Below are 26,286 nucleotides of genomic sequence, written 5' to 3' on the forward strand. Positions count from 1 at the left end.
ACCCCTCCCTTCGCACCAGATACTGCCTGTCTGAAACCCACCCCATCAGTATACGGGCGACCCATGCCCCTTCGCCTCCTCCCGGCCCTGTTCGCCGCTGCCCTGACCGCCTGCGCCACTGCGCCCCCCGACCGCCCCCCGGGGGAGGATGCAACGCCGCAGGACATGGCCCCGCGCCCGATGGTGGAGCCCACCCGCCCGGCGGAGCCGGATCGCGAACAGGCGCGGGAGGCCCAGGAGCTCTCCCGGGAGGCGGCGACCTCGGGCCCCGAACGTCGCCACCGCCTCCAGCTCGACGCGGTCGCCCGTTTCCTCGACGGCGGCTACCTGGACCCGGCGGCGCGCCTCCTGCGGAACATCCCGCGGAAGGAGCTGGAACGGGCCCAGGCGGCACGCTGGCAGCTCCTGGCCGGACGTCTGGACCTGGCCCGCCGGCGGCCGGCAGCGGCCCTGGAACGGCTGGAGACCCTGGCCTCGGAACCGGCGCTGGCCCGTCCGGCGCTGACCCTGGTCGCGCGGGCCCACGACCGCCTGGACCGACCCCTGGAGGCCGCCCGCGCCCGCATCAACCTGGCTCCCCACCTCGATGAAGCGGAGAGCCGTGAGCGCAACCGCCGGGCGATCTGGGCCGGCCTGCTGCAGGTGCGTCAGCCGCGCCTGGCCACCGCCCGAACCCGCGTGGGCGACGACTTCACCGGCTGGGTGGAGCTGGCCCGGCTGGCCAAGGGCTTCCAGACCGAACCGCAACAGCTCCAGCAGGCCGTGGCCTCCTGGCAGAGCCGCTTCGACGACCATCCCGCGATGCCCGTCGCCGAAGAACTCCTCCTGCGCGACCCGAATCTTGTGGAACGACCCACCGAGGTCGCCGTCCTCCTGCCGCTGAGCGGGCGCTACGCCGATGCCGGCGCGGCCGTGCGCGACGGTCTCCTGGCCGGCTGGTTCGAGGCCCGCAGGCGGGGAGGCGCGGAGAAGACCCGGCTGACCTTCCACGATACCGCGGCCAGCGAGGATATCCCGGCCCTGGCGCGGCGGGCCGTGGAGGAGGGGGCCGGGATGGTGGTCGGCCCCCTGCGCAAACAGACCGTGGCCGCCCTGGCCGAGGACCCGCCGTCGATTCCCGTACTGGCCCTGAACAGTGGAGAGGGCCGGGAAGGCAGCGAGCGCTTCCACCGCTTCGGCCTGGAGCCGGAGGCCGAGGCCGTGGAGGCGGCGGACCGGCTCTGGCGGGATGGCCACAGCCGCGTCGCCATGCTCCGGCCGCGGGGCGACTGGGGCGAACGCATGGCTGAGGCCTTCCAGCAGCGCTGGCGAGGCCAGGGCGGGGCGCTGGCCAGTGCGGAGTTCTACGACCCCGAGGGCAGCCGGCTCTCCCTGCCCGTAAAGCGGCTGCTGGGGGTGGATGCCAGCGAACAGCGCTACCGTAATCTCCGCGCCGACCTCGGTGCCCGGCTCCACTTCGAGCCGCGCCACCGGCAGGACATCGACGCCGTCTTCCTCGCCGCCTTCCCCGAGCCGGCGCGCCAGATCCCGCCCCAGCTCCGTTTCCAGGGGGCACGAGAGCTGCCGGTCTACGCCACTTCCCATGTCTACAGCGGCCGCCCCGATCCCGACATGGACAGCGACCTGGAAGGGCTCCGCTTTGCCGACAGCCCCTGGGCGCTGGGACCCGACACCGATCGACTCTTCCGGCTCCGCCGGGAGACGGCGGAACACCTGCCGGACAGCGCCCTCGCCCGCCGTCTCCACGGGCTGGGTATCGATGCCTGGACCCTGCTGCCGCGGCTGGCGCTGCTCCGGGCCCACCCGGAAGAGCGCGTGGACGGGGCCACCGGCACCCTGCGCCTGGCGGAGGATGGCCGGATCCGGCGAGACCTCTGGTGGGCCCGGTTCGAGGACGGGCGGCCCGTTCGGCAGTCGCTGGTCAGGGACGATTGACCAGCCATGGCACGGGCGAAGGGAGACGCCGCCGAGGAACGCGCACTGAACCACCTCCAGCGCCAGGGACTGACGCTGGTCACCCGGAACTGGCACTGCCGCATGGGTGAACTGGACCTGATCATGCGGGAGGGCGAGGAGCTGGTGATCGTCGAGGTCCGCCAGCGCACCCACGCCAGCTTCGGCGGCGCGGCGGAGAGCATCACCGCCACCAAGCGCCGGCGCCTGACCCGGGCCGCCCGGCTCTATCTCCAGCGCCACCCCCGGGAGGCCCAGCGGCCGGTCCGCTTCGATGTGGTGGCGCTCAACGGCGATGGCGAGCCGGAGTGGATCCGCCACGCCTTCCTTCCGGAGGCTCCGTGACCGATACCGACGCCCTGTTCCGCCGCCTGGAGGGCGAACTCCCGGCGGGGGCCCTGCTCACCGACCCGGACGAGTGCTGGGTCTACGGCTACGACAACAGCCGCCGCCAGGGCCGACCGGTAGCGGTGGCACAACCCGAGGACCGGGATCAGGTGGCCGCGATCCTGCGCCACTGCCACGCGGCCGGGGTCACCGTGACGCCCCGCGGGCGGGGCACCGGCACCACCGGTGCCACGGTTCCGGATCACGGGGGCGTCATCCTCTCCACGGAGCGCCTGCGGCGGCTGGAGCCGGTCGCGGCGGATGACCGCTACGTCGTCGCCGAGCCCGGAGTGACCAACGGCGCCGTCCAGGCCGCCGCCGGCGAGCACGGCTTCTTCTGGCCCCCCGATCCCACCAGCGCCGCCTACTGTTCCATCGGTGGCAATCTCGCCTACAACTCCGCCGGTCCGCGCGCCGTGAAATACGGCACGCCCCGGGAGAACACCCTGGGCCTGGAGGCGGTGACGATGGATGGCCGGGTCCTGCGTAGTGGGGTACGAACCACCAAGGGGGTCGTGGGCTACGACCTCACCCGGCTGCTCATCGGCTCCGAGGGGACCCTGGCGGTCATCACCGAGGCGACCCTGAAGCTCACCCCTCTGCCGGAGGCGCGGGCGACGCTCAAGGCGGTCTATGCGGACATGGCCGCCGCCGCCCGGGCCGTGAGCCGGATCATGGCCCAGCCGGTGGTGCCCTGCGCCCTGGAATTCATCGACGGGGCCGCCATCGAGATGGTGCACTCCCATTCGGAGGCCGATCTCCCCGAAGGGGCCGGGGCGCTGTTGATGATCGAGGTGGACGGGCCCGCGGCCTGCCTGGAGGCCTCGGCCACGGCGGTAGCCAATGCCGCCCATGGCGAGGGACTCCTCGACCTGCAGCGCGCCACCGAGGCCGCCGATGTCGCGGCCCTGTGGGCCACGCGCAAGGCGCTATCCCCCGCCCTGCGGCAGGTGGCGCCAAAGAAGATCAACGAGGACGTCGTGGTCCCGGTCTCGCGGATCCCGGAACTCATCGAGGGACTCCAGGGGCTGGGACGGCGCCACGGGATCACCATCGTGAATTTCGGCCATGCCGGCAACGGCAACATCCACGTGAATCTGCTGGTGAACCCGGACGACGCCGAGGAGCTGGACCGTGCCTGGCGCTGCCTGGACGAGGTCTTCGCCCTGGTGCTGGGGCTGGACGGGACACTCTCCGGCGAGCACGGCGTGGGGCTGGAGAAGCGGGACTACGTCGACCGCGAGATCACGCCGGCGACGCTGGATCTCATGCGCGGCATCAAGGAGGCCTTCGACCCCCGGGGCCTGCTCAACCCCGGCAAGGGCCTGCCGAACGCCTCCTGAGACCCGCTACTTGACCACCTTCAGGTGGGAACGGTCACTGCCGCCGCCCCCGGTGTCATCCCCGGACGGGCCGTCGTCACCATCGCCACCCGGTTCCGGCGGCGGCGGACCGTCGTCGCTGAAGAGCATCCCCTGCCCGTTCTCGCGGGCGTAGATGGCCTGGGCCGCGGCCACCGGCACTTCCACCGTCATCGGCTGACCGCCGAAGCGGGCATCGAAGCAGATGGTCTCGTTGCCGAGATCCATTGCACCGGTGGCGGTGGGGCTGATATTGAGCACCACTCGGCCCTCCTCCACCGTCTCCGGCGGAACCTGCACGCCGGGCATGGTGGCATCCACCAGGAGATGCGGTGTCATCCCGTTATCCACGATCCAGTCGAAGAGCGCGCGGATGAGGTACGGCCGGCTGGAGGTCATCTCGTCCAAGGTTGGCTCCTGCTGCTTGTGTCTCAGGCCCGGCGCATTTCGCGCTCGGCCTCGTCCAGGCTCTCGCGGACCGCCGGCCGCTGAAAGAGCCGCTCGGTATAGCCGAGCAGGCCCGACGCCTTCTCCGGGATCTCGATCCCCAGGGCCGGCAGTCGCCAGAGCAGTGCGGCCATGTCGACATCCGCCAGCCCGAAATCATCACTCATGAACCAGGTCATGCTGTCGAACAGCGGGCCGATGGAAACCAGGCCCTCCCGGAGCTCCTTGCGCGCCCGGGCCGCCGTCTTCTCCCCCTTCTGGAGGATATCCCTGGCCAGCGGCTCCCAGTCCTGACGGATGCGGTGGCGCAGCTGCCGGACATTCGCCCGGGCCACCGGGTCCACCGGCATCAGCGGGGGATGGGGAAAGCGTTCATCGAGGTACTCACTGATCACGCGATCCTCATAGAGGACCAGGTCGCGATCCACCAGCGTGGGGACGGTGGCGTAGGGATTGAGTTCAACCAGATCCTCGGGGGGGGCCGTCGGGTCCACCTCGACCACATCGGCACTGATGCCCTTCTCCGCCAGGACGATACGGACCCGGTGGCCCGCCATTTCGCCTGGCTCGGCGAAGAGGGTCATCGCGGAACGTCGATTGGCAAGCGCCGCCATACACGTTCTCCCGGTTGTTGGACTAGAAACACGAAGGGGGGGCCAGACCCCCCCTTCGCTCGAGGTACGGCCTCCTGCCGTACCGGCCCGGCTGTATTGGCCAGCCTAGTGGATATCCTTCCAGAACTCGCGCTTCATGAAGTAGGCGAAGACCAGGAGGACCGCCAGGAACCCGATGACCCAGACCCCGAGGGTGGGACGCTCCAGGCGGGCCGGCTCACCGACATAGGAGAGGAAGGTGACGATGTCCCGGGCGGCACGATCGTACTCCGAGTGGGTCATGCTGCCCTCGGTGACGTACTCGAAACCGTCGCGGACCTTGTGCTCCTCGCCATCCTCGCCGGTGACGGTCTTGTAGACCGGCTTCTTGAGCCCCTCCAGCTCCCACAGGGCATGGGGCATACCCACGTTGGAGAAGACGGTGTTGTTCACACCGAAGGGCCGGCTGTCATCCAGATAGAAGCCCTTGAGGTAGCTGTAGAGCCAGTCCTCGCTCCGGGAGCGGGCGACCACGGAGAGATCCGGCGGCGTGGTGCCGAACCAGTTCGCCGCCTGCTCCGCCGGCATGACGTTGTCCATCATGTCATTGACGGTGTCGTCACCAGGGATGAGGTTCTTCTCCACCTGGTCCTGGGAGAGCCCCAGGTCCTCGGCCGTCCGCCGCCACCGCTGGAACTCCACCGAGTGGCAGGAGAGGCAGAAGTTGGAGAAGAGCTTGGCACCGCGCTGCAGCGCCGCCTCGTCGTGGATATTGACCGAGACCTCCTCCAGGTGGGCACCGCCGCCGGCGGCCGTGGCCAGCCCGGGGAGGAGGGCCAACAGGAACGTTGCGATCGTCTTTTTCATTACTTCGTCACCCTCTCCGGAACCGGCTTGTCCTTGTCGACCTTGGTGTACCACGGCATCAGGATGAAGAACGCGAAGTACAGGATCGTGAAGATCTGCGCCAGCGTCGTGTAGATACCGGTGGCCGGCTGGGTCCCGAGGTACCCGAGCACCAGGAAGCTCACGGTGAAGACGGTCAGCGCCATCTTGAACAACGGACCGCGATAGCGCACCGAGCGGACCGGGCTGCGATCCAGCCAGGGCAGCAGGAAGAGCACCACGATGGCCGCTGCCATGAGGATGACCCCGATGAGCTTGTCCGGAACGGCCCGGAGGATGGCGTAGTACGGGGTGAAGTACCACAGCGGCACGATGTGCTCCGGCGTCTTCAGCGGGTCAGCCGGGACGAAGTTGGCGGGCTCCAGGAACCAGCCGCCACCCTCGGGCACGAAGAAGACCACGGCGCTGAAGAAGATCAGGAAGACGATGGTGCCGACGATGTCCTTCACCGTGTAGTACGGATGGAAGGGGATCCCGTCCTTCGGCTTGCCGTTCTCGTCCTTGTTCTTCTTGATGTCGATGCCGTCGGGGTTGTTCGAACCCACCTCGTGCAGCGCGATGATGTGCGCCACCACCAGGGCCAGCAAGATGATCGGCAGGGCGATGACATGCAGGGCGAAGAAGCGGTTCAGGGTGGCGTCGGAGACGACGAAATCACCGCGGATCCACAGCGCCAGCTGCTCGCCGATGCCCGGCACGGCCCCGAACAGGGAGATGATCACCTGCGCCCCCCAGTAGGACATCTGACCCCAGGGGAGGAGATACCCCAGGAAGGCCTCGGCCATGAGCACCACGTAGATGAGCATGCCGAAGATCCAGACCAGCTCCCGCGGCTTCTTGAACGAGCCGTACATCAGGCCGCGGAACATGTGCAGGTAGACCACGACGAAGAAGGCGGAGGCGCCCGTGGAGTGGAGGTAGCGGATGAGCCACCCCCAGTTCACGTCACGCATGATGAACTCCACCGAGCCGAAGGCCTGATCGGCATCCGGCTTGTAGTTCATGGTCAGGAAGATCCCGGTAACGATCTGGATCACCAGCACCAGCAGTGCCAGGGACCCGAAGAAGTACCAGAAGTTGAAGTTCTTGGGGGCGTAGTACTCGGACAGGTGCTCCCGCCACATCTTGGACATGGGGAAGCGGGCGTCCACCCACCCCGCTAGATCACGCATGACGCTCATTTACGCGGCTCCCTGTTCTGGATCCTCGCCGACGAGGATCTTGTTCTCGGCCGTGTAGCGGTGCGGCGGGACCACGAGATTGGTGGGTGCCGGCACCCCCTGGAAGACGCGCCCTGCCAGGTCGAAGCGCGAGCCGTGGCAGGGGCAGAAGAAACCGCCCTTCCAGTCCGCACCCAGGTCATCCGGGCCGAACTCGGGGCGGAAGGTCGGGGAGCAGCCCAGGTGGGTGCAGATCCCCACGCCCACCCAGTAATCCTCCTTCACCGAACGGGTGGGATTCTGGGCATACTCGGGCTGCTGGCTCGCGACCTCGGACTCGGGGTCGCGGAGCCGGTCATCCAGGCTCGGCAGGGCGTCGATCATCTTCTGGGAACGGCGCACGACCCAGACCGGATTCCCGCGCCACTCCACGGTCAGCATCTGACCGGGCTCGAGTTTGCCGACGTCCACCTCCACCGGCGCGCCGGCGGCCTGGGCCTTGCGGCTCGGCCAGAAGGACTGGAAGAACGGTGTCACCGCGTAGGCCACGCCGACTCCCCCCACCACCGTGGTTGCGGCGGTCAGGAAGCGGCGCTTGCCGATATCCACGCCATCTTTACTCATTTTATGGATACTCCCGAAGCTGAAGGTGCCGAACGCCCGCGCTCGCCGACGGGGGGCGCCCCAATCCGGATTTCAGGATGTTCTTATTAACTGAACTACCCGGGATAATCAGCACGGTAGTCTCGGCCATTCGACCCCCGGGGGTCAAGTTCTGTACCCGCCACAGCGGCCTCACGCGGGGCTGTCGACGTCCAGAAACTCGTGATCCAGATCAAATTCCTCTGCCAGACGCCGCGCCAGTGCGTCGGGGCCGAAGGTCTCGGTGGCATGGTGACCGGCGGCGAAATAATCGATGCCGCACTCCCGGGCAATATGGACCGTGGGCTCGCTGATCTCGCCGCTGACGAAGGCATCCATGCCGCGATCGGCGGCCTCCTCGATGAAGCCCTCGGCCGCCCCCGTCGCCCAGGCCAGGCGGCGGATGGGGCGGCCGTGGCCGCGGATGTGCAGCGGCGGACGCCCCAGGATCGCCCCCAGGGAGTCCGCGAGTTCCTCGCCGCTGCAGGGCTCGGTGAGGCTGCCCACCCGGCCCAGGGGGCCGCCGTTGCGCTCGGCAAAGGGACCCTCCACCTGCCAGCCCAGGGCGCGCCCCAGGCCCACGGCATTCCCCACCTCCGCGTGGGCATCCAGGGGGAGGTGGTAGGCGAGCAGGCCGATCCCCGCCTCCAGCAGCCGGGAGAGACGGCGGTACTTCATCCCGACGACCCGGGGGTCCTCGCCCTTCCAGAAGAAGCCGTGGTGGACCACCAGCAGATCCGCCCCGCGCTCGGCGGCGCCGTCGATGAGGGCCTGGCTGGCCGTGACCCCGCTGACCACCTTCTGTACCTGTTCCGGCCCCGCCACCTGGAGCCCGTTGGGGGCATAATCGGTAAAGTCCGACACCGCCAGATAGCGATCGCACCAGTCCACCAGATCCGCCAGTCGCGCCATAGTTACCGTCCCCCGGCTGCTTTCCTATAATAGGTCGAGTCTATCGAGGCCGCCCCCGGAAACGCCACATGCCCATGCAACGTACCGCCACCTTCCTCCTCCAGGCCACCGCCGTGGGCGTGGTCGCCGCCCTCGCCCTGCTCTTCCTCGCCCCGGAGCGCGCCGGCCAGCCCATTGTGGAGATCCACAGCGCCGAGGCCGCCGATCGGGCCCCCGCCGCGAGCTCCTACGCCGATGCCGTGGAGCGCGCCGCCCCCTCGGTGGTGAACATCTACACCCGCAAGAAGGTGGTCCGCCGGGACCACCCCTTCATGGACGACCCCTTCTTCCGCCGCTTCTTCGGCGACCGCTTCGGGGTCCCCCGGGAACGCATGGAGAGCAGCCTGGGCTCCGGGGTCATCGTCAGCGAGGACGGCTACATCCTCACCAACCACCACGTCATCCAGGGGGCCGACGCCATCGAGGTCGCCCTGCACGACGGCCGGACCGCCGAGGCCGCCATCGTGGGCTCGGACCCCGGCAGCGACCTGGCGGTGCTCCGGGTCGGACTCGAAGAGCTCCCCACGGCGGAGTTCGGCGACTCCGAGGGGTTACGGGTGGGCGACGTGGTCCTGGCCATGGGGAATCCCTTCGGGGTCGGGCGCACGGTGACCCAGGGGATCATCAGCGCCACCGGCCGCAACCAGCGCGGGCTCTCCGCCTTCGAGGACTTCATACAGACCGATGCGGCCATCAACCCCGGTAACTCCGGCGGCGCCCTGGTGGATGCCGCCGGGCGGCTGGTGGGTATCAACACGGCCATCTACTCCCGCACCGGCGGCCACATGGGAATCGGCTTCGCCATCCCCGCCGACCGGGCCCGGGCGATCTTCACCGACCTGGTGGAGACCGGGCGGGTGGAACGCGGCTGGCTGGGCATCGAGGTCCAGGCGCTGTCGCCGCGGCTGCGGGAATCCTTCGGCCTGGAGGGGGAGAACGGCGTCGTCATCACCGGCCTGCTCCGGGACGGACCCGCCCACCGGGCCGGCCTGCGGCCGGGAGATGTCGTCACCGGCATCGACAGGGAGCCGGTGGACGAGATGAACGCGGCCCTGCGCCGGATCGCCGACCTGGAGCCCGGCACGACGGTGGAGCTGACCGGCCTGCGCAACGGCCGCCAGCGCACCTGGGAGGTGACCATCGGCGAGCGGCCGGCACGCAACCAGCGACGGCGCTAGTCGGGAGTCGCGCCTTCCCCCTCCCCCGCCTCCCGGAGCCAGGCCTGCCACTGCCGGAAGAGGTCGCCGTCCAGGGCGGCCACCACCGAGCGGCTCTCCAGGACCGGCTCGAAGACCGGCTCCCCCGCCAGCGTTGCGGCGTGGCCGCCCGCCTCGGAGAGGATCAGGCTGCCGGCGGCCAGGTCCCAGACCTTCTGCCCGCCGTGGACGTAGAGGTGGCAGCGCCCGGCCGCCACCCAGCACCAGTCCAGGGCCACGGAGCCGAAGCTGCGCTGGGAGCGGTAGGGCGGTTCGGTGGCCAGGGCCGCCGCCAGCCCGGTGGGCAGGCGCTTGAAGTCCACCAGCGCCGAGGCGTGGGCCAGGTCGGGCTGAAAGCCCTCCCCCAGCCGCTCCCCGTCCAGCCAGGCGCCCTCTCCCCGGGCGGCGGTAAAGCACTCCCCGGTGGTGGGATGGTAGACCACCGCCAGCTCCACCCGGCCGGCCACTACCAGGGCCAGGGAGATGGAGAAGAAGGGGATCCCCACGGCGAAGTTCCCGGTCCCGTCCAGCGGGTCCAGGATCCAGAGCCCGGCCTCGTTCCCGGTCAGGTAGTCGGCCTGCTCGGCGGCGGTCATCTCCTCCCCCAGCAACGGGATCGCCGGCGCCAGGCGGGCCAGCTCCGCCGTCAGCGCCTCCTGGCAGGCGGTATCCGCCTCGGTGACCAGGCTGCCATCGGCCTTGAACTCGTGCCCCACCCGCTCGTAGCGCGGCAGCAGCTCCGCCTCCGCTGCCCGGCGCACACAGGCGGCCACCGCGGCCAGGTCCGGTCGCCCCGCGACAGTCACGAGCGCGGCTCCGGCCGGTCGTTGAGCCAGGAGACCCGGTAGAGGTCCAGCCGCCGGTCCTGGAAGTTGCGCACGGTGCCCTCGTTGCGCAGCTGCTTGAGCTTGTCGAGTTCCAGATCCACCACCAGGGTCATCTCCGTGTTGGGGGAGCTCTCCGCCAGGATCCCGTCCTGGGGGAAGCTGAAGTCACAGGGGGTGAAGACCGCCGACTGGGCGTACTGGATGTCGACGTTCTCCACGTTGGGGAGGTTGCCCACGCTGCCGGCGATGGCCACGTAGCACTCGTTCTCGATGGCCCGGGCCTGGGCGCAGTGGCGTACCCGCAGGTAGGCGTTGCGGGTGTCGGTCCAGAAGGGGACGAAGAGGATCTGCACCCCCTGCTCGAACAGGGTCCGGCCCAGCTCCGGGAACTCCACATCGTAACAGACCAGGATCCCCACCCGGCCCACATCGGTATCGAAGACGCGCAGCTCGTCGCCCCCCTCCAGGGCCCAGTCCTTGGACTCCTGCGGGGTGATGTGGAGCTTGCGCTGGCCATCGGCGGTGCCATCGCGACGGCAGAGGTAGGAGACGTTGTGCAGCCGGCCGTCCACGTACTCCGGCATGGAGCCGGCGATGATGTTGGTGTTGTAGGTCACCGCCAGCCGCTGGATGGCCTCCACCAGCGGCTCGGTATAGCCGGCCAGCTCGCGGATGGCCTCCGCCGGGTAGGGCGCCTCCACCAGCGCCATCAGCGGCAGATTGAACAGCTCCGGGAAGATGACGAAATCCGACTCGTAGGCGCCCATGGCGTCCACGAAGAACTCCAGCTGGCCGATGAGCTCCTCCAGGGAGGTCATGGAGCGCATCTGCCACTGCACCAGCCCCACCCGGGCGGTGGTCTTGGTCCCGCCGAAGAGCGGCTGCTCCTTGGGCTCGTAGTAGAAGTTGTTCCACTGCAGCAGGGTGGCGTAGCCGCGGGACTCCTCGTCCTCCGGCAGGTAGCCCTTGAGGACCCGCTTGACCTGGAAGTCGTTGGCCAGCTGGAAGGTGAGGATGGGGTCGTAGATCTCCCGGCGGCGCACCTGCTCGATGTACTCGTGGGGCCCCATCTGGTCGGCGTACCGGCCGTAACCGGGGATCCGGCCGCCGGCGATCATGGCGCGCAGGTTGAGCTGGCGGCAGAGCTCCTTGCGGGCGTCGTAGAGCCGCCGGCCCAGGCGCATGCCGCGGTAGTCGGGATGGACGAAGATGTCCACGCCGTAGAGGACGTCGCCGTTGGGATCGTGGGTGGTGAAGCGGGCCCCGGCGATGACATCCTCGTAGGTGTGCTGGTCGCCGAAGTCCTCGTAGTCGACGATGACGGCGAAGGCGGCGGCCACCACCCGGCCGTTGTCCTCGATGGCGATCTGGCCCTCGGGGAAGCGGTGGATCTGGGCCAGGTATTCCTTGTGGGTCCAGGCGCCACCGATGCCGGGGTAGACGGCGTCCATGGCGGCCTTGATGTCGGGGTAGTCCTCCGGCTGGAGGTTGCGCAGGGTGAGCCGGTGCTCGTCCTCGTGGGCGTACTCGCTCATTCGTTCTCCGCGGCCCGGGCCAGGATCCAGGAATCGGCGGTGGCGTTCACCGCCGCTGGCTTGTCGGCGAAGGGCACGGCCAGCGCCATCCCCGCCTCGATGGCCGCGCGACCCGCCTCGTCCTCCCGCGCATCCACGTCCAGTACCGCCAGACCCTGCTCGCGGAAGAGCGCCTCCATGTCGTCCACCCGCAGGCGGTTCATGTACATGAAGGGGTTCCCCGCGTAGCGCCGCCAGCGCCCCTCGGGATACTGCAGGAAGTTCACCATGGTAATCGACGGGTCACTGTGGGCGAAGTGGTCGGTGTAGTCCACCCGATGGAGGAGCCAGCCGCGGCCCCGGGTCACCCGGCCGCCCTCGGCCAGGATCGGCCCCAGGACCTCGGGCGGGATGTGCTCCAGGACGTTGAAGGAGATGTGGACATCCGCCTCCCCGTCGGCCATGGGAAGCGCCCGGGCATCCCCGGGGCTGTGGTAGGTAATCCCGGTGGCCTCGAGGATCTCGTCCAGTCCGGCCCGTGCCAGCCCCTCGAATCGGGCCAGGCGCTGAGGGACGGCCTCCAGCCCCGCCTCGCGGAACCAGGCCACGATGGACTCGGAACGGGCCGCCAGATGGGCCAGGTCGGCGCGGACCAGGTCTTCGCGCAAATAGGGGTTGAGGTCCACGGTGAGGGTGCGCTGGGCGCCGGCCAGCCAGAGCGCCAGCGGGGTGGCGATCCGGCGACCGGTACCCACCTCCACCACCGCCGCCCCGGTGGGATCGCCGCCGGCGGCCACCATGCGGCGGGCCATCTCGATGCCGGCCCGGAACTGCGGCACCGGATCAAAGAGTTCGGCGCCGCCGAACCGTCGCTGCAGGGCGTGATAGACCGACTGCCGGGGGGGATCCGGCAGGCGGGCGATGAGGTTCTGGATGAGGGCCTTGGTCTTCCAGTGCATGGCGCGCGCTCCGTGGCTGTCCGCGGCGATGGTAGCCGGGTTCACCGGCCGCGGACAGCGGCGAGCGCACGCTTTATGCGCAACCGGACCCCCTTCAGGGTCCGAAGGCGACCAGAAGCACCAGGGCCACGAGGGTAGCGGGGACCAGCACGAAGGCCCCCACGGGCGAGGGATCCCGCGAGCGGCGTAGCCGGAAGGAGGCGGTGAGCAGGGAGGCCACACCAAGAGCCAGGCTCAGCACCAGCAGCCGGGGCACCCAGGCCAGCGTCTCCCGATCCCAGACCGAGGGCAGCACGATGCGTTCCCCGGTGAAGTGCTCCCAGGCCCGGTGAAGGAAGTACTCCTGCGGCGGGGCGGCCGCATCCAGGGTAAAGAGCGCCGCCAGCAGCGCCAGCCATCCCAGGGCGGTGACCGCGGCGACACCCCGTCGCCAGAGATCGGGGCCGCGGCGGCGTTCGAGCCCTCCCTCAGCCATCGACGGTCGCCTCCGCCACCAGGTCGCGGCCCCCCTCCTTGGCCTGATAGAGGGCCTGATCCACGCGGGAGAGCAGTGCCCCCACGGCCTCCTCCTCGCCCCCCTGGGCCACACCCACGGAGACGGTGTAGCTCACCGGGGTCCCGTCCTCGGCCCTGACCTCCCGGCCCCGGGTCTCGGCCCGGATGGTCTCCGCCAGCACCCGGGCCGCCCCGGCATCCCGGCCTGGCAGGGCGACCAGGAACTCCTCGCCGCCGTAGCGCGAGAGCAGGCACTCCCGCTGGCAGACCCCGCGCAGGACGCCGGCGAAATCGGCCAGGACCGCATCGCCGGTGAGGTGGCCGTGGGTATCGTTGATACGCTTGAACAGATCCAGGTCGAAGAGCAGCACCGACAGCGGCTCCCCGGTGCGCCGGCAATCCAGCCGGGCGCGCTCCATCTCCGCCAGCAGGGCGCGGCGGTTGAACAGTCCGGTCAGGGCATCCCGGGTGGCCTCGCGGTAGAGGCGCAGCAACATGTAGAGCTGACTCTGCTGAACCCAGACGACGATGGCCGCGAGCAGAGCCAGCAGCCAGAACTCCGCCAGGGTCGTCAGCTCGGTGATCGCCCCCGCCTCCACCTCGGCCAGCGCCAGGGTCGCCCCCACCGCGGCCACCCCGGCGATCCCCTCGACCAGGGTGAGCGGGAAGATGGCCAGGATGGTCACCATGAGGTAGGGCAGGAAGTAGTAGCCCACCACGATGCCGGTGTCCGAGTCGTCCGCGGCGAGGACGAGGCGCGCCCCGACGTAGAAGGCGGCGGGGATCAGGATGAACAGGGCCAGCCGCAGCCGGGCGCGGAACAGGTCGTGGCGACGATGCCGCCAGCCGGCCAGCAGCAGGAAGGCGAGGCCAGCGCCGACACGAAGGCTCACGATGCCGGTGCGCCCGGGCTCCGCCAGGAAGAGGAGGTCCAGCGGGATCCAGGCCAGGGTCAGCAGCCCCGCCACCAGCGAGAGCACCTCGATGCGCAGGGCGATCCGTTCGGCCCGGGCGCCGTTGAAATCGGGGGAGTGATTCCGCGCCGTGAAGAGGTCGGCGAGGCTCCCGTAGCGCAGCCACTCCCGGGGATGGATTCTCTGCATGAGGGCGATCACCGAGCCGCTGACGGGCGCTGGGTCAAAGGGTTACACAAGCGCCGAAGAATAGCACGATTCCCCTGCCCGGCTCATGCCTTTGGCGGCCTCCGGGTATCCGCTCAGGACATCCCTCTCAGGCTGCCATCCAGCGCCTCCAGGAAGGCGGCGTTCTCCTTGGGCGTACCCACCGTCACTCGCAGGCAGTCGGCCAGCGCCCCGCCGGCCCCCGAGAGATCCTTGATGAGGACGCCGCGCTCGCGGATCCCCTCGAAGAGAGCCCGACCCTGTCCCTCCGGGGCCCGGAAGAGCAGGAAATTGGCCGCCGAGGGCCAGACGGCCAGCCCCGGCCGCTCGACCAGGGCGGCGTACAGCCGCTCGCGCTCGTCGCGGATGGCCGCCGCCTGGACCTCGAAGGCGTCCCAGTGGTCCAGGGCGAAGCGCGCCGTCGCCTGGGTGAGGCGATTGATGTTGTAGGGCAGCCGGATCTTGTCCAGCTCCGCCAGCCACTCCGGGTGGCCGGCGGCAAAGCCCAGGCGCAGCCCGGCCAGCCCCGCCTTGGAGAGCGTGCGCAGGACGATGAGATCGGGGTGGTCGACCACCCGGGGCAGGAAGCTCTCCCGGGCGAAGGCGTGGTAGGCCTCGTCCACCACCACCAGCCCCGGCGCCGCCGTCAGCGCGGCTTCCACCGCCTCGGGCTCGAACAGGTTGCCGGTGGGATTGTTGGGCCAGGCCAGGAAGACCAGGGCCGGCTCGTGCTCGGCAATGGCCGCGATCAGGGCCTCCCGGTCCAGCCGGAAGTCCTCCCCCAGGGGGACGCCGACAAACTCCATGCCGGCGGCCTCCGCCAGCAGCCGGTACATGGCGAAGCCCGGCTCCGGCGCCACCACCGTCCGGCCGCGCTCGGCCACCGCGTGGATGAGGATCTGGAGGATCTCGTCGGAGCCGTTGCCCAGCAGCAGGTCGGCGGCCTCCGGCACCCCGAAGACCCGGCGCAGGCGGTCGGCGACCTCGCCGGCGGCAGGGTCGGGGTAACGGTTCACCGGCTCGGCAGCCAGTGCCTCCTGCCAGCCCTCGCGCAGCTCCGCCGGCCAGGGCCAGGGATTCTCCATGGCATCGAGCTTGACCAGGCCGGAGGCATCGGCAACCCGGTAGGCCGAGAGCGCCCGGATGGCTGGCCGGACCCACTCCGCCGCCCGCGTCTCAGCCATGGTCGCCCGTTCCCAGCCGGCGACGGGCCGCCTCGGCGTGGGCGCCCAGCCCCTCGCCGTCGGCCAGGGCCGCCGCCGTGGGGCCCAGGGCGGCCGCCCCGGCCGCCGAGCAGCCGATGAGGCTAGAGCGCTTCTGGAAGTCGTAGACCCCCAGGGGCGAGGAGAAACGCGCCGTGCGCGAGGTGGGAAGGACGTGGTTGGGCCCGGCGCAGTAGTCGCCCAGGGACTCCGAGGTATAGCGACCCAGGAAGATGGCGCCGGCGTGGCGGACCTTCGCCGCCAGCGCCTCGGGCTCGGCCACCGAGAGTTCCAGGTGCTCCGGGGCGACGCGGTTGATGACCGCGGCCGCATCGTCCAGGTCGCGGCACTGGATGAGGGCGCCGCGGGCCGCCAGGGAGCTCCGGATGATGGTCTCCCGCCCCATGGTGGGCAGCAGGCGATCCATGGCCTCGGCCACCCGATCCAGGTAGGCGGCATCCGGGCAGACCAGGATGGCCTGGGCATCCTCGTCGTGCTCCGCCTGGGAGAAGAGGTCCACCGCCACCCACTCGGGGTCCGTCTCGCCGTCGCAGACCACCAGGATCTCCGAGGGGCCGGCGATCATGTCGATGCCCACGGTGCCGAAGACCATGCGCTTGGCGGTAGCGACAAAGATATTGCCGGGGCCGACGATCTTGTCCACCGCAGGCACGGTCTCGGTGCCGTAAGCCAGGGCGGCCACGGCCTGAGCGCCACCGAGGGTGAAGACGCGGTCCACCCCGGCCACGGCCGCGGCGGCCAGGACGAGGTCGTTGAGTTCGCCGTCCGGGGCCGGGACCACCATGACCAGCTCCCCCACCCCGGCCACCTTGGCCGGGAGGGCGTTCATGAGCACCGAGGAGGGGTAGGCCGCCTTGCCCCCGGGGACGTAGAGACCCGCCCGGTCCATGGGGGTGACCTGCTGGCCCAGGACGGTGCCGTCGGCCTCGGTGTACTGCCAGGATTCCTGGCACTGGTGGCGGTGGTAGCCCCGGATCCGCTCGGCGGCAGTCTCCAGCGCCTGGCGCTGGGCGGACGGCAGGGCCTCCAGGGCCCGCTGCAGGCGCTCGGCGGGCAGCTCCAGGTCCGCCATGGTGGCGGCATCGCGCCGGTCCAGCCGGTTGGTCTGCTCCACCACGGCGGTATCACCGCGGGTGCGGACGTCGGTGAGGATGTCGCGGACGATGCCCTCCACCCGGTCGTCGGTCCCCTCTTCCCAGGCCAGGAGGCGGTCCAGGGCGGCGTCGAAGCCGTCCTCGTCGGTATTCAGTCGCTGAATGTCCGGCATCTCACTCCCCTCCCACGGCCTCGCGGAAGGCCGAGATGATGCCTCCCAGGGCGTCGTGCTTGACCTTCATGGCGGCGCGATTGACCACCAGCCGGGAGCTGATGTCGGCGATGTGCTCCTGGGGCTCCAGGCCGTTGGCGCGCAGGGTGTTCCCGGTGTCCACCACGTCCACGATGGCATCGGCCAGCCCCACCAGGGGGGCCAGCTCCATGGAGCCGTAGAGCTTGATGATCTCGACCTGCTCGCCCTTCTCGGCGTAGTAGCGCCGGGTGGTGTGGACGTACTTGGTGGCGATGCGCCGGCGTCCGCGCGGCGGCTCGGCCTCCCCGGCCCGGCCGGCGACCATGAGCCGGCAGGCGGCAATACCGAGATCCACCGGCTCGTAGAGGCCGTCGCCGCCGTGCTCCATGAGCACGTCCTTGCCGGCGACGCCGATGTCGGCGGCGCCGTACTGGACGTAGGTGGGCACGTCCGAGGCGCGCACGATGACGATGCGCACGCCGGGGCGGTTGGTCTCCAGGATCAGGCGGCGGCTGCTCTCGGGGTCTTCCGCCGGCTCGATGCCGGCGTGGCGCAGCAGCGGTACTGTCTCCTCGAAGATCCGGCCCTTGGAGAGCGCCAGGGTGATCGGCTCGGCCATTCCCTCTTTCCTTCCTCTAGTGTCCGAGGTCGAGTTTTTCCAGATCGCGGGCGGTGACACGACGGATACTCGCCCCCAGGGCGGCGAGCTTCTCCTCGATGCACTCGTAGCCGCGATCGATGTGATAGATGCGGTCCACCAGCGTATGCCCCTCCGCCACCAGTCCGGCGAGGACCAGGCTGGCGGAGGCGCGCAGGTCGGTGGCCATCACCGGAGCCCCGGTAAGGCCCGGGCGCCCGCCGATGAAGGCGGTATTGCCCTCCAGACGGATATCGGCCCCCATGCGCTGGAGCTCCTGGACGTGCATGAAGCGGTTCTCGAAGACCGTCTCGGTCACCGTGGCCGCCCCCTCGGCGATGGCATTCAGGGCGCAGAACTGCGCCTGCATGTCCGTGGGGAAAGCGGGATACGGGGCGGTGTGCAGCGACACCGCCCGCGGCTTCCGCCCCTCCATGTCCAGTTCGATCCAGTCCTCCCCGGTGGTCACCTTCGCCCCGGCCTCGCCGAGCTTGGCCAGCACCGCGTCCAGGATGTCCGGGCGGGTATCCTTGGTGCGGACACGCCCCCCGGTGATGGCCGCGGCCACCAGGTAGGTCCCGGTCTCGATGCGGTCGGGCAGGACGCAGTAGGTGGTGCCGTGGAGGCGCTCCACCCCCTCGATGGTCAGAGTGTCGGTTCCCGCCCCCTGGACCTTCGCCCCCATGGCGTTGAGGCAGTTGGCCAGGTCCTCGACCTCCGGCTCCCGGGCGGCGTTCTCGAGGATAGTGGTCCCGCGCGCCAGGGCCGCGGCCATCATCAGGTTCTCGGTCCCGGTAACGGAGACGATATCCAGGAAGATCCGGGCGCCGTGCAGCCCGTCGGCGGGTGCGGTGGCCTCGATGTAGCCGTTCTCCACCCGGATGTCGGCGCCCATGGCGCGCAGCCCCTCCAGGTGGAGGTCCACCGGCCGGCTGCCGATGGCGCAGCCGCCGGGGAGGCTCACCTCGGCCCGCCCGTAATGGGCCAGCAGCGGCCCCAGGACCAGGATGGAGGCGCGCATGGTGCGTACCAGCTGGTAGGGGGCCCGGACGTTGGTAAGCCGGGAGGCATCCACCTCGATGTTCAGGCGCTCGTCCACCACCAGGCTCACCCCCATGTGCCCCAGCAGCTCCAGGGTGGTGGTGATGTCGTGGAGGTGCGGGACGTTGCAGACCGTCGTGGGTTCGTCGGTGAGCAGGGTCGCCGCCAGGATGGGCAGGGCCGCATTCTTGGCCCCCGATATCCGTACCTCGCCGGCCACGGGCTGGCCGCCGGTGATGACGAGCTTGTCCATCCCCCGCTAGCCGGAGGTTACGCGCAGCTTGCGGGCGCGCTCCCACTCGTCCGGCGTGTGGGCCTGAATGGTCAGGGCGTGGAGTTCCCCGCTGGTGATGGCCTCGTTCACCGCCTTGTAGACCATCTGCTGGCGCTTGACCTTGCTGACGCCCTCGAAGGCGGGGCTGACCACCACCGCCTCGAAGTGGCTGCCATCCCCGGTAACCTCGGCCTCGCTGTCCGGGACCGTGGCCTCGATGCGCTCCTTGACCGTCGCCGACTCCATCGTTTCCCCCGTCCTGACCTTCGCTGACAATGATCCACGAGGATACAGGAAAGCGCGGACCCTCCGCCACAGGCGCCCCGCCCCGTTCAGGGCCCGGGCGGTCCTCAGCTGCGCAGCTTGTAGCCCCGCTGGAGCAGCGCCAGTGCCAGGCCGCCGGCGAGGGCGAAGAAGAACACGCCCATCCCCAGGCTCAGCCAGGGCGAGACATCCGACTTCTCGATGAAGGCCCAGCGGAAGCCGTCGATCATGTAGAAGAAGGGGTTGAGCAGCGAGAGCTCCCGCCAGAAACCCGGCAGGGAGTGGATGGAGTAGAAGACCCCGGCCAGGAAGGAGAGGGGCACGATGATGAAATTCTGGAAGGCCGCCAGCTGGTCGAACTTCTCCGCCCAGACCCCGGCGATGATCCCCAGCGCCCCCAGGATCCCCGAGGCGAGGACGGCGAAGACCAGCGCCATCAGCGGATGGGCCAGGGGCACATCGATGAAGATCCCGGCCACCAGCCAGACCACCGCCCCGACCAGGACGCCGCGGAGGATGGCCGCCAGGGTGAAGGCGGTGAAGAACTCCGACGGCGACAGCGGGGACAGCAGCACGAAGACGATGTTGCCGTTCATCTTCGACTGGATGAGGCTCGACGAGCTGTTGGCGAAGGCGTTCTGCAGCACCGACATCATGGCCAGCCCCGGCACCAAGAAGGTAAGGAAGGGGACGCCGTCCCAGATGTCCACCCGGTCGGAGAGCGCCTGGCTGAAGACCAGCAGGTAGAGCAGCGTGGTAATAGCCGGCGTGAGGACCGTCTGAATGGTCACCTTGGCGAAGCGCAGGACCTCCTTGCGGGTCAGGGCATAGATGCCGCGGATATTCATCAGGCCGCCTCCTCGTCGCCGGTGAGCTCCATGAAGACGTCCTCCAGGCTGGGCTCCTCGGTATGGATATCGGTCACGCCCACGCCGGCGCGGAAGAGGGCCGCGAGTACCTCGCCGGCATTGTCCGTATCCTTGCGCAGGCGCAGGGTCACGCCGCAACCACTGCGATCCACGATGCGTTCACTGACCGCTTCGGGCAGTACCGCATGCTCGTCGGTGAGGGTCAGGCGGAGCAGCCGCCACGGGTAGCGATTGAGCAGACCGTCCTTGGTATCCAGGGCGCAGACGGCGCCGTGATCCAGGATGGCGATGCGATCGCAGAGCGCCTCCGCCTCCTCCAGGTAGTGGGTGGTCAGGACGATGGTGTGGCCCTCGCCGTGGAGCTTGCGGGTGAGCCGCCACAGCGCCTGGCGCAGCTCCACGTCCACCCCGGCGGTGGGCTCGTCCAGGACCACCACCGGCGGCCGGTGGACCAGCGCCTGGGCGATGAGGACCCGGCGTTTCATCCCGCCGGAGAGCGCCTGCATGTTGGCATCCGCCTTGTCCGTCAGGTCGAGGACGTGGAGGAGCTCGTCGATCCAGGGGCCGTTGCGCAGCAGCCCGAAGTAGCCGGACTGCAGCTCCAGCAGCTCGCGCACGGAGAAGAAGGGATCGTAGACCAGCTCCTGGGGGACCACCCCCAGGGCGGCCCGGGCCCGGCGGAAGTCGGAGACGGTATCGTGGCCCATGATCCGGACCCGGCCGCTGCTGGCCCGGGCCAGGCCGGCCATGATCCCGATGAGGGTCGACTTGCCGGCACCGTTGGGACCGAGCAGGCCGAAGAACTCCCCCTGCTCGATGCGTAGATCCACCCCCTTCAGGGCCTCCAGGAGGCCGTAGTGCTTGCGGACGTCGGCGATATCCACCGCCGGGATGTCACTCGTCGCCATGGTCGAGTACCTCCGTGATGCCGCTCACGCGGGCGATGGCCGCCAGCTGCGACGGCAGGTGATGATAGTTCAACGGGCTACCGTTGCCGTGGGCCGCGGCGAGCCAGTCCAGCAACAGGGCGAGACCGGCGGAGTCGGCCCGGGTTACGCCGCCCAGGTCCACCTCCCCGGTGGGTGCGGGCGTTCGCGCCAGCTCGGGGACGGTGGCGAAGGTCAAGCGCCCGGACAGGCGGTACCCCGCCTCCGTTGCCTCCAGGCGCGGCGCCTCCTCCGCGGTCACTGCGCCCCCCCGGAGTCGCTACCCGAACCGCTACCGCCGTCGAAGAGGAACTGGCCCACCAGCTCCTCCAGCACCATGGCCGACTGCGTGATGGTGATGCGGTCGCCCTCGGTGAGTGGCTGCGGCACCCCGCCGGGGTCCAGGGCGATGTAGTTCTCCCCCAGCAGCCCCTCGGTATAGATGCTCGCCGTGGTATCCATGGGGAATTCGTACTCCCGGCTCAACTGCAGCGTTACCCGTGCCTGGTAGGCATCGGGGGCGTACTCGATCCCCTTCACCGTCCCCACCCGGACGCCGGCCACCCGGACCGGAGCGCCGGTGGTGAGGCCGCCGATATTGTCGAAATAGGCCTCCACCGGGTAGCTCTCGCCACCCTGGAAGCCGGTCATGTCCGTGGCGCGCAGGGCGAGGAAGAAGATCGCCGCCACCCCCAGGACTACAAACAGCCCTACTGCCAGTTCCACTGCCCGGGAAGCATTCATGCCGCATCTCCAAACATCAGTGCCGTGAGTACGAAGTCCAGCCCCAGGACGGCCAGGGAGGTATGGACCACGGTGCGTGTCGTGGCGCGGCTCACCCCCTCGGAGGTGGGCCGCGCGTCATAACCCTGGTAGACGGCGATCCAGCCGGCCACCACGCCGAAGGCGACACTCTTGATGACGCCGTTCACGAGATCTTCGCGGAAGGAGACCGTACTCTGGATCTGGCTCCAGAAGGTGCTGCCCTCCAGCCCCAGCAGCTCCACCGCCACCACGTAGCCACCCAGCAGGCCCACGGCGCTGAACATCGCCGTCAGCAGCGGCAGGGCGATGATGGCGGCGAAGAAGCGCGGCCCCAGGACCCGGCGGATGGGGTCCACCGCCATCATCTCCATGCTCGCCAGCTGCTCGGTGGCCTTCATCAGCCCGATCTCGGCGGTAAGGGCCGAACCGGCCCGGCCGGCGAAGAGCAGCGCCGCCACCACCGGCCCCAGCTCGCGCAGCAGCGAAAGCGCCACCACCGGCCCCAGGGACTGCTCGGCGCCGAAGTTCACCAGGGTGTGGAAGAGCTGCAGCCCCAGGACCATGCCGACGAACAACCCCGAGACGACGATGATGACGAACGACAGGACGCCGACGCTGAAGACCTGTGACACCACCAGTCCGGGCCGGGTCACGGCCACGGGGAGGCTCGCCACCAGGGCCACCAGAAGACGCGCCGCCCGGCCCAGCCGCTGGACGCCCTCGATGGTGCTGCGCCCCAGCCGCTGCAGACCATCCACCGCGCCGGACCCGATCACGACCGCACCCCCTTGCCCAGCAGCTCTTCCCGGAAGGGCGGCGCCGGGTAGTGGAAGGGGACCGGCCCGTCCGGCAGGGCGCCCAGGAACTGGCGCGTCCAGGCCGACTCGCTGGCCTGCAGCTCGGCCGGCGTCCCCGCCTCGGTGACCCGGCCGCCGGCGAGCAGATAGGCGTAATCCGCGATGCTCACGGTCTCGGCGACATCGTGGGAGACGATGATGCTGGTCATGCCCAGGGCGTCGTTGAGTTCCCGGATGAGGGTGACCAGGACCCCCATGGAGATGGGGTCCTGGCCGGTGAAGGGCTCGTCGTAGAGCATGATGGCCGGATCCAGCGCCACGGCCCGGGCCAGTGCCACCCGGCGCGCCATGCCGCCGGAGAGCTCCGCCGGCATCAGCTCCCGCGCCCCGCGCAGACCCACCGCCTCGAGCTTGAGCAGGACCAGCTGGCGAATGACCCGCTCGGAGAGCCGGGTATGCTCGCGCAGGGGGAAGGCGACGTTGTCGTAGACCGACAGGTCGGTAAACAGCGCCCCGCTCTGGAAGAGCATCCCCAGCCGCTTGCGCAGCTCGAACAGCGAGCGCCGTCCCAGGGTGGTGACCTCCTGCCCCTCCACGCGGACAGAACCGGACTGCGGCCGGATCTGGCCGCCGATGAGGCGCAGCAGGGTGGTCTTGCCGGTCCCGCTGGGCCCCATGATGGCGCTCACCGAGCCCGGCGCCACCGCCATGTCCACGCCATCGAAGATGGGGTCCCCCCCGTAGCCGAAGGTGAGATCCCGGATCGCTACTGCCTCGTCAGCCGCCAAGCGCCCTTCCCCTGGTTCCTGCGTATTCGTCGCGTGCGCTCATGGTACCGGATGAACCGGTCACAGACCCATGAGTTCCGCTACCGTCCGTGCCCGCTCCAGCGCCTCGGGAACCCCGGCCTCGCCCTCGATGACCAGGAAGCCGGCCGCCGCGCCGCTGCCGGAGAGCGCCTCCCAGGCCACCCGCAGCGCCGGCGGCGTGGCGGCCTCGACCGTCACTCGGCTCAGGGCGATGCCGCCGGCGGTCGCCACTTCGCCGTTCTCCGGCCAGGCCAGCCGCGGCAGCGTCCCCTCGCCGGGGCCGATGGCGGCGACCAGACGCTCCGCCAGCGCCGCCTCGACCCCGGCCGGCGGCGTCCCCTCCACCAGGAAGCCGAACCCTTCCGGGGTGTCGGCGTACCACTGCCGCGCCTGCTCGGCGGACGCCTCAGCCCAGGCGGCCGCCGGAACGACCACGGCGGGGAACTCGTTGGCGTAGTAGGTGAGCCGCCACTCCGCCGGCAGATCCTCGGGGTAGAAGCCCCCGGACCACGCCGCATGGTCCCAGCCGCGGGTCGCCACGTAACCGAATCGTGCCATGGGTCCTCCTCTACCAGACGGTCAGTATGATCCCCGACGGCGAAATCGCCAACCCCGAGACATCCAGGCTCTTGCCCGCAAAAGGCCCGGCGGCTGGTGCGAGTCCCTGATACCCGATCGTCGGCAGTAGGGATGCTGCCGTCGAGCCGACAGGGACGTCTTTACGGCGTATCGGGTATCAGGGCCTCGTACCAGCCGCCCCCGGAATGCACCCACCCTTTACCACCCCCCGGACGCAGGCCCTGCGATATGGGATACTCCCGCCATCGGCAGCCGGGTCCCAGGGGCCGTTCACCATGCGCTTCGACCTCTTCAACGAACTCTCCGTCCCCGCCCACGGCCAGCGGGACGAACGCCAGGTCTTCCGGGAGACCCTGGAGGAGTGGGCACTGGCCGATGAACTGGGCTTCGACACCGCCTGGCTGGTGGAACACCACTTCATGCCGGAGTACTCCCACGCCACCGCCCCGGCGCTCTTCCTGGCGGCGGCGGCCCAGCGGACCCGGCGCATGCGGCTGGGCCACGCCGTGGTGCCGCTGCCCTACCACCATCCGGTGCGGGTCGCCGAGTCCACCGCCACCCTGGATGTCCTCTCCGAGGGGCGGGTGGAGTTCGGGTTCGGCCGCGGCTTCTCCCCCTCGGAATACGCCGCCTTCGGCGTGCGCATGGCGGACAGCCGGACCCTCACCGCGGAGTCCCTGGCCATCTGCCGCCAGGCCTGGGCGGAGGGCCGGGTGGACCACCACGGCGACCACTGGGACTTCGACGACCTGGCCGTGACCCCCCGCCCCCTGCAACAGCCCCATCCGCCGCTGTGGAGTGCCGCCGTCAGCCCCGAGAGCTTCGAGCTGGCCGGCAGCGAGGGCATCGGGGCGCTGGCCGGCCCCTTCAAGCCCTGGTTCATGGTCCGGGAGGACATCCGCCGCTACCGCGAGGCCTTCACGGCCGCCGGCCATCCTGCCGGGGTGGAGCCGCGAGTGGGCATGACGCTGGGGATCTTCTGCCTCCCCGACGGGCGGGAGGCGCGGCGGCTGGCCAGGCCGGCGGTGGAGTGGTTCTACGGCCACCTCCTGGGCCAGACCCGCCCGGTCCTCAAGAGCCTCTACGAGGGCTACGAGTACTACCAGAAGTGGGGCCGCTGGCGGCCGCTGCTGGAACGGGCCGTGAGCCTGCGCCTGCTGGAGGCGCTGGGCATGGTCATCGTCGGCGATCCGGCCCACTGTCGGCGCCGCCTGGCCGAGCTGGCCGAGGCCGGCGTGGACCACACCCTCTGCGCCGTAGGGGCCGGCGCCCTGCCCACCGGGGAGACGCGCCGGAGCCTGCATACCCTGGCCGAGGAGGTGATCCCGGCCCTGCGCGAGCCGTGAGGGTCGCCGTCACCGGCGGCGCCGGCAGCCTGGCCCGCGCCGTGGTACCGGCCCTGGCGGCGGCGCCGGGGATCACCGCCATCCGCCTCCTCGACCCCGTCCCGCCCCCGGCCGACCTGCCCGGCGAACACCGCGCCGTGGACATCACCGCCCCGGGCCTGGAGGCGGCGCTGGCCGACTGCGACGCCCTGATCCATCTCGCCTTCGTCGTCCACCGCGGCGGCCCCGGCCGACCCCGCGCCCGGCGGCAACTGCGCCGGGTCAACGTCGCCGGCAGTCGCAACGCCTTCACCGCCGCCGCCCACGCCGGTCTGAAGACCGTCATCCACCTCTCCAGCGCCGCGGTCTACGGCGCCTGGCCGGACAATCCGCCGCGGCTGGACGAGAGCGCCCCCCTGCGCCCCAACCCCGGCTTTGCCTACGCCGAGGACAAGGTCGCCGCCGAGGCGGAGCTGGCCGCCGCGGCCGCCGCCCATCCCCGCCTGCGCACGGTGGCCCTGCGGCCCCCGGCCATCCTGGGCCCCCATGCCCTCCCGCTGCTGCGCCGCCTGCTCGCCAGCCCGGTCCGCCCGGCGGGCGGGCCGCCGCTGCAGTGCGTCCACGAAGAGGATGTGGCGACGGCCCTCCTCGCGGCCCTGGCGCGGGACGTCCACGGCGCCTTCAACCTGGCGGCGGAGCCGCCGCTGACCCCGGAGCGGCTGGAGGCGGCCACCGGCCGTCGGCCCCGCACCCTGCCTGCCTGGCTGCTGCAGGGCCTCCAGCGGGCGGCCTGGCCGCTTACCGGCGCCTGGGGCGAGCCGGGCTGGGCGGCCGGCCTGCGCCACCCGCTGCTGCTGGAGACCGCCCGCGCCCGCCGGGAGCTGGGCTGGGCGCCCGCCTGGTCGGCGGCGGAGTGCGTGCGTGCCACCCTCGACGACGCGCCCTGTTTCCCTGCGGCGAGCCAGTAGTACAATGCC

At 70.3% G+C, this 26,286-nt stretch carries 29 protein-coding genes; 6 read left to right on the top strand and 23 right to left on the bottom strand.

Going from position 1 to position 26,286, the window contains the following annotated elements:
- The first annotated feature begins 63 nt into the window (after positions 1–63).
- The 3 genes from BM272_RS06335 to BM272_RS06345 are packed head-to-tail and all read left to right on the top strand — an operon-like array spanning position 64 to position 3,683.
- A complete protein-coding gene (locus BM272_RS06335; RefSeq protein ID WP_159433030.1) occupies positions 64–1,935 on the top strand; it encodes a penicillin-binding protein activator in 1,872 nt (623 codons plus the stop codon).
- Positions 1,936–1,941: 6 nt separating this feature from the next.
- Positions 1,942–2,298 (top strand): YraN family protein, encoded by a 357-nt coding sequence (locus BM272_RS06340; protein ID WP_093427928.1) that lies wholly within the window; start codon positions 1,942–1,944, stop codon positions 2,296–2,298.
- On the top strand, positions 2,295–3,683 hold the full coding sequence (locus BM272_RS06345) for an FAD-binding oxidoreductase (protein WP_093427929.1): 1,389 nt from the start codon (positions 2,295–2,297) through the stop codon (positions 3,681–3,683). Before BM272_RS06340 ends, BM272_RS06345 begins: the two co-directional genes overlap by 4 nt.
- Before the next feature lie 6 nt (positions 3,684–3,689).
- On the opposite strand, the gene BM272_RS06350 is transcribed toward BM272_RS06345, so the two are convergent.
- The 6 genes from BM272_RS06350 to BM272_RS06375 form a co-directional block, all read right to left on the bottom strand.
- A complete protein-coding gene (locus tag BM272_RS06350; protein ID WP_093428007.1) occupies positions 3,690–4,100 on the bottom strand; it encodes a ClpXP protease specificity-enhancing factor in 411 nt (136 codons plus the stop codon).
- Between the two features lie 32 nt (positions 4,101–4,132).
- Positions 4,133–4,762, bottom strand: a complete 630-nt coding sequence (locus BM272_RS06355) for a glutathione S-transferase N-terminal domain-containing protein (protein ID WP_093427930.1) — start codon at positions 4,760–4,762, stop codon at positions 4,133–4,135.
- A gap of 105 nt (positions 4,763–4,867) precedes the next feature.
- On the bottom strand, positions 4,868–5,608 hold the full coding sequence (locus BM272_RS06360; protein ID WP_093427931.1) for a cytochrome c1: 741 nt from the start codon (positions 5,606–5,608) through the stop codon (positions 4,868–4,870).
- Positions 5,608–6,819 carry a cytochrome b gene (locus tag BM272_RS06365; protein ID WP_093428008.1) on the bottom strand — a complete coding sequence of 404 codons (1,212 nt, stop codon included), beginning with the start codon at positions 6,817–6,819 and terminating at the stop codon, positions 5,608–5,610. The genes BM272_RS06360 and BM272_RS06365 overlap by 1 nt, the downstream gene beginning before the upstream one ends.
- A gap of 9 nt (positions 6,820–6,828) precedes the next feature.
- On the bottom strand, positions 6,829–7,431 hold the full coding sequence (petA, locus tag BM272_RS06370) for a ubiquinol-cytochrome c reductase iron-sulfur subunit (protein WP_093427932.1): 603 nt from the start codon (positions 7,429–7,431) through the stop codon (positions 6,829–6,831).
- A gap of 171 nt (positions 7,432–7,602) precedes the next feature.
- Positions 7,603–8,361: a Nif3-like dinuclear metal center hexameric protein gene (locus BM272_RS06375; RefSeq protein ID WP_093427933.1), complete on the bottom strand. Its 759-nt coding sequence runs from the start codon at positions 8,359–8,361 to the stop codon at positions 7,603–7,605.
- Between the two features lie 68 nt (positions 8,362–8,429).
- On the opposite strand from BM272_RS06375, the gene BM272_RS06380 reads away from it, so the two are divergent.
- On the top strand, positions 8,430–9,578 hold the full coding sequence (locus BM272_RS06380) for a S1C family serine protease (protein WP_317622787.1): 1,149 nt from the start codon (positions 8,430–8,432) through the stop codon (positions 9,576–9,578).
- Here BM272_RS06380 and BM272_RS06385 read toward each other — a convergent pair.
- From BM272_RS06385 to BM272_RS06465, 17 genes are all read right to left on the bottom strand, one after another.
- Positions 9,575–10,402: an inositol monophosphatase family protein gene (locus BM272_RS06385; RefSeq protein ID WP_093427934.1), complete on the bottom strand. Its 828-nt coding sequence runs from the start codon at positions 10,400–10,402 to the stop codon at positions 9,575–9,577. The two genes, BM272_RS06380 and BM272_RS06385, sit on opposite strands and share 4 nt — an antisense overlap.
- Positions 10,399–11,958: a bifunctional GNAT family N-acetyltransferase/carbon-nitrogen hydrolase family protein gene (locus tag BM272_RS06390; RefSeq protein ID WP_093427935.1), complete on the bottom strand. Its 1,560-nt coding sequence runs from the start codon at positions 11,956–11,958 to the stop codon at positions 10,399–10,401. The genes BM272_RS06385 and BM272_RS06390 overlap by 4 nt, the downstream gene beginning before the upstream one ends.
- Positions 11,955–12,896 (bottom strand): class I SAM-dependent methyltransferase, encoded by a 942-nt coding sequence (locus BM272_RS06395; protein ID WP_093427936.1) that lies wholly within the window; start codon positions 12,894–12,896, stop codon positions 11,955–11,957. The genes BM272_RS06390 and BM272_RS06395 overlap by 4 nt, the downstream gene beginning before the upstream one ends.
- A gap of 94 nt (positions 12,897–12,990) precedes the next feature.
- Positions 12,991–13,371: a hypothetical protein gene (locus BM272_RS06400; RefSeq protein ID WP_093427937.1), complete on the bottom strand. Its 381-nt coding sequence runs from the start codon at positions 13,369–13,371 to the stop codon at positions 12,991–12,993.
- Positions 13,364–14,494: a GGDEF domain-containing protein gene (locus BM272_RS06405; RefSeq protein ID WP_093427938.1), complete on the bottom strand. Its 1,131-nt coding sequence runs from the start codon at positions 14,492–14,494 to the stop codon at positions 13,364–13,366. Before BM272_RS06405 ends, BM272_RS06400 begins: the two co-directional genes overlap by 8 nt.
- Positions 14,495–14,607: 113 nt before the next feature.
- Entirely contained in the window at positions 14,608–15,696 is a 1,089-nt protein-coding gene (gene hisC / locus BM272_RS06410) for a histidinol-phosphate transaminase (protein ID WP_093427939.1), read from the bottom strand.
- Positions 15,689–17,002, bottom strand: a complete 1,314-nt coding sequence (gene hisD / locus BM272_RS06415) for a histidinol dehydrogenase (protein WP_093427940.1) — start codon at positions 17,000–17,002, stop codon at positions 15,689–15,691. Before hisD ends, hisC begins: the two co-directional genes overlap by 8 nt.
- Position 17,003: 1 nt before the next feature.
- On the bottom strand, positions 17,004–17,642 hold the full coding sequence (hisG, locus tag BM272_RS06420; protein WP_093427941.1) for an ATP phosphoribosyltransferase: 639 nt from the start codon (positions 17,640–17,642) through the stop codon (positions 17,004–17,006).
- 16 nt (positions 17,643–17,658) lie between these two features.
- Positions 17,659–18,954: a UDP-N-acetylglucosamine 1-carboxyvinyltransferase gene (murA, locus tag BM272_RS06425; protein WP_093427942.1), complete on the bottom strand. Its 1,296-nt coding sequence runs from the start codon at positions 18,952–18,954 to the stop codon at positions 17,659–17,661.
- 6 nt (positions 18,955–18,960) lie between these two features.
- A complete protein-coding gene (locus BM272_RS06430) occupies positions 18,961–19,221 on the bottom strand; it encodes a BolA family protein (RefSeq protein WP_093427943.1) in 261 nt (86 codons plus the stop codon).
- A gap of 104 nt (positions 19,222–19,325) precedes the next feature.
- Positions 19,326–20,087, bottom strand: a complete 762-nt coding sequence (locus BM272_RS06435; RefSeq protein ID WP_093427944.1) for an ABC transporter permease — start codon at positions 20,085–20,087, stop codon at positions 19,326–19,328.
- Positions 20,087–21,001: an ABC transporter ATP-binding protein gene (locus BM272_RS06440; RefSeq protein ID WP_093428010.1), complete on the bottom strand. Its 915-nt coding sequence runs from the start codon at positions 20,999–21,001 to the stop codon at positions 20,087–20,089. The genes BM272_RS06435 and BM272_RS06440 overlap by 1 nt, the downstream gene beginning before the upstream one ends.
- 1 nt (position 21,002) lies before the next feature.
- The gene (locus BM272_RS06445; protein WP_093427945.1) at positions 21,003–21,296 is read right to left on the bottom strand and encodes an STAS domain-containing protein; all 294 of its coding nucleotides are present in this window, start codon (positions 21,294–21,296) and stop codon (positions 21,003–21,005) included.
- Entirely contained in the window at positions 21,293–21,778 is a 486-nt protein-coding gene (gene mlaD, locus BM272_RS06450) for an outer membrane lipid asymmetry maintenance protein MlaD (RefSeq protein ID WP_093427946.1), read from the bottom strand. The genes BM272_RS06445 and mlaD overlap by 4 nt, the downstream gene beginning before the upstream one ends.
- On the bottom strand, positions 21,775–22,575 hold the full coding sequence (gene mlaE, locus BM272_RS06455) for a lipid asymmetry maintenance ABC transporter permease subunit MlaE (protein WP_399349041.1): 801 nt from the start codon (positions 22,573–22,575) through the stop codon (positions 21,775–21,777). Before mlaE ends, mlaD begins: the two co-directional genes overlap by 4 nt.
- Positions 22,572–23,384 (bottom strand): ABC transporter ATP-binding protein, encoded by an 813-nt coding sequence (locus BM272_RS06460; protein ID WP_240308046.1) that lies wholly within the window; start codon positions 23,382–23,384, stop codon positions 22,572–22,574. The genes mlaE and BM272_RS06460 overlap by 4 nt, the downstream gene beginning before the upstream one ends.
- A gap of 60 nt (positions 23,385–23,444) precedes the next feature.
- The gene (locus BM272_RS06465; protein ID WP_093427947.1) at positions 23,445–23,963 is read right to left on the bottom strand and encodes a DUF72 domain-containing protein; all 519 of its coding nucleotides are present in this window, start codon (positions 23,961–23,963) and stop codon (positions 23,445–23,447) included.
- 296 nt (positions 23,964–24,259) lie between these two features.
- Between BM272_RS06465 and BM272_RS06470 the strand changes: the two genes are divergently transcribed.
- Together BM272_RS06470 and BM272_RS06475 are read left to right on the top strand one after the other, a co-directional pair.
- Entirely contained in the window at positions 24,260–25,330 is a 1,071-nt protein-coding gene (locus BM272_RS06470) for an LLM class flavin-dependent oxidoreductase (RefSeq protein ID WP_093427948.1), read from the top strand.
- The gene (locus tag BM272_RS06475) at positions 25,327–26,277 is read left to right on the top strand and encodes an NAD-dependent epimerase/dehydratase family protein (RefSeq protein ID WP_093427949.1); all 951 of its coding nucleotides are present in this window, start codon (positions 25,327–25,329) and stop codon (positions 26,275–26,277) included. The genes BM272_RS06470 and BM272_RS06475 overlap by 4 nt, the downstream gene beginning before the upstream one ends.
- The last annotated feature ends 9 nt before the right edge of the window (positions 26,278–26,286 follow it).

This window comes from Thiohalospira halophila DSM 15071 (genome assembly GCF_900112605.1).
In the GTDB taxonomy this organism is placed as follows: domain Bacteria; phylum Pseudomonadota; class Gammaproteobacteria; order Thiohalospirales; family Thiohalospiraceae; genus Thiohalospira; species Thiohalospira halophila.

Bases quoted from the DNA above. Each gene is read 5' to 3' on its own strand.
- BM272_RS06435 (WP_093427944.1), bottom strand. From the start codon at position 20,087: ATGAATATCCGCGGCATCTATGCCCTGACCCGCAAGGAGGTCCTGCGC.
- BM272_RS06430 (WP_093427943.1), bottom strand. From the start codon at position 19,221: ATGGAGTCGGCGACGGTCAAGGAGCGCATCGAGGCCACGGTCCCGGAC.
- BM272_RS06395 (WP_093427936.1), bottom strand. From the start codon at position 12,896: ATGCACTGGAAGACCAAGGCCCTCATCCAGAACCTCATCGCCCGCCTG.
- murA (WP_093427942.1), bottom strand. From the start codon at position 18,954: ATGGACAAGCTCGTCATCACCGGCGGCCAGCCCGTGGCCGGCGAGGTA.
- hisC (WP_093427939.1), bottom strand. From the start codon at position 15,696: ATGGCTGAGACGCGGGCGGCGGAGTGGGTCCGGCCAGCCATCCGGGCG.
- hisD (WP_093427940.1), bottom strand. From the start codon at position 17,002: ATGCCGGACATTCAGCGACTGAATACCGACGAGGACGGCTTCGACGCC.
- BM272_RS06465 (WP_093427947.1), bottom strand. From the start codon at position 23,963: ATGGCACGATTCGGTTACGTGGCGACCCGCGGCTGGGACCATGCGGCG.
- BM272_RS06375 (WP_093427933.1), bottom strand. From the start codon at position 8,361: ATGGCGCGACTGGCGGATCTGGTGGACTGGTGCGATCGCTATCTGGCG.
- petA (WP_093427932.1), bottom strand. From the start codon at position 7,431: ATGAGTAAAGATGGCGTGGATATCGGCAAGCGCCGCTTCCTGACCGCC.
- BM272_RS06380 (WP_317622787.1), top strand. From the start codon at position 8,430: ATGCCCATGCAACGTACCGCCACCTTCCTCCTCCAGGCCACCGCCGTG.
- BM272_RS06355 (WP_093427930.1), bottom strand. From the start codon at position 4,762: ATGGCGGCGCTTGCCAATCGACGTTCCGCGATGACCCTCTTCGCCGAG.
- hisG (WP_093427941.1), bottom strand. From the start codon at position 17,642: ATGGCCGAGCCGATCACCCTGGCGCTCTCCAAGGGCCGGATCTTCGAG.
- BM272_RS06405 (WP_093427938.1), bottom strand. From the start codon at position 14,494: ATGCAGAGAATCCATCCCCGGGAGTGGCTGCGCTACGGGAGCCTCGCC.
- BM272_RS06400 (WP_093427937.1), bottom strand. From the start codon at position 13,371: ATGGCTGAGGGAGGGCTCGAACGCCGCCGCGGCCCCGATCTCTGGCGA.
- BM272_RS06365 (WP_093428008.1), bottom strand. From the start codon at position 6,819: ATGCGTGATCTAGCGGGGTGGGTGGACGCCCGCTTCCCCATGTCCAAG.
- BM272_RS06350 (WP_093428007.1), bottom strand. From the start codon at position 4,100: ATGACCTCCAGCCGGCCGTACCTCATCCGCGCGCTCTTCGACTGGATC.
- BM272_RS06340 (WP_093427928.1), top strand. From the start codon at position 1,942: ATGGCACGGGCGAAGGGAGACGCCGCCGAGGAACGCGCACTGAACCAC.
- BM272_RS06335 (WP_159433030.1), top strand. From the start codon at position 64: ATGCCCCTTCGCCTCCTCCCGGCCCTGTTCGCCGCTGCCCTGACCGCC.
- mlaD (WP_093427946.1), bottom strand. From the start codon at position 21,778: ATGAATGCTTCCCGGGCAGTGGAACTGGCAGTAGGGCTGTTTGTAGTC.
- BM272_RS06390 (WP_093427935.1), bottom strand. From the start codon at position 11,958: ATGAGCGAGTACGCCCACGAGGACGAGCACCGGCTCACCCTGCGCAAC.
- BM272_RS06470 (WP_093427948.1), top strand. From the start codon at position 24,260: ATGCGCTTCGACCTCTTCAACGAACTCTCCGTCCCCGCCCACGGCCAG.
- BM272_RS06360 (WP_093427931.1), bottom strand. From the start codon at position 5,608: ATGAAAAAGACGATCGCAACGTTCCTGTTGGCCCTCCTCCCCGGGCTG.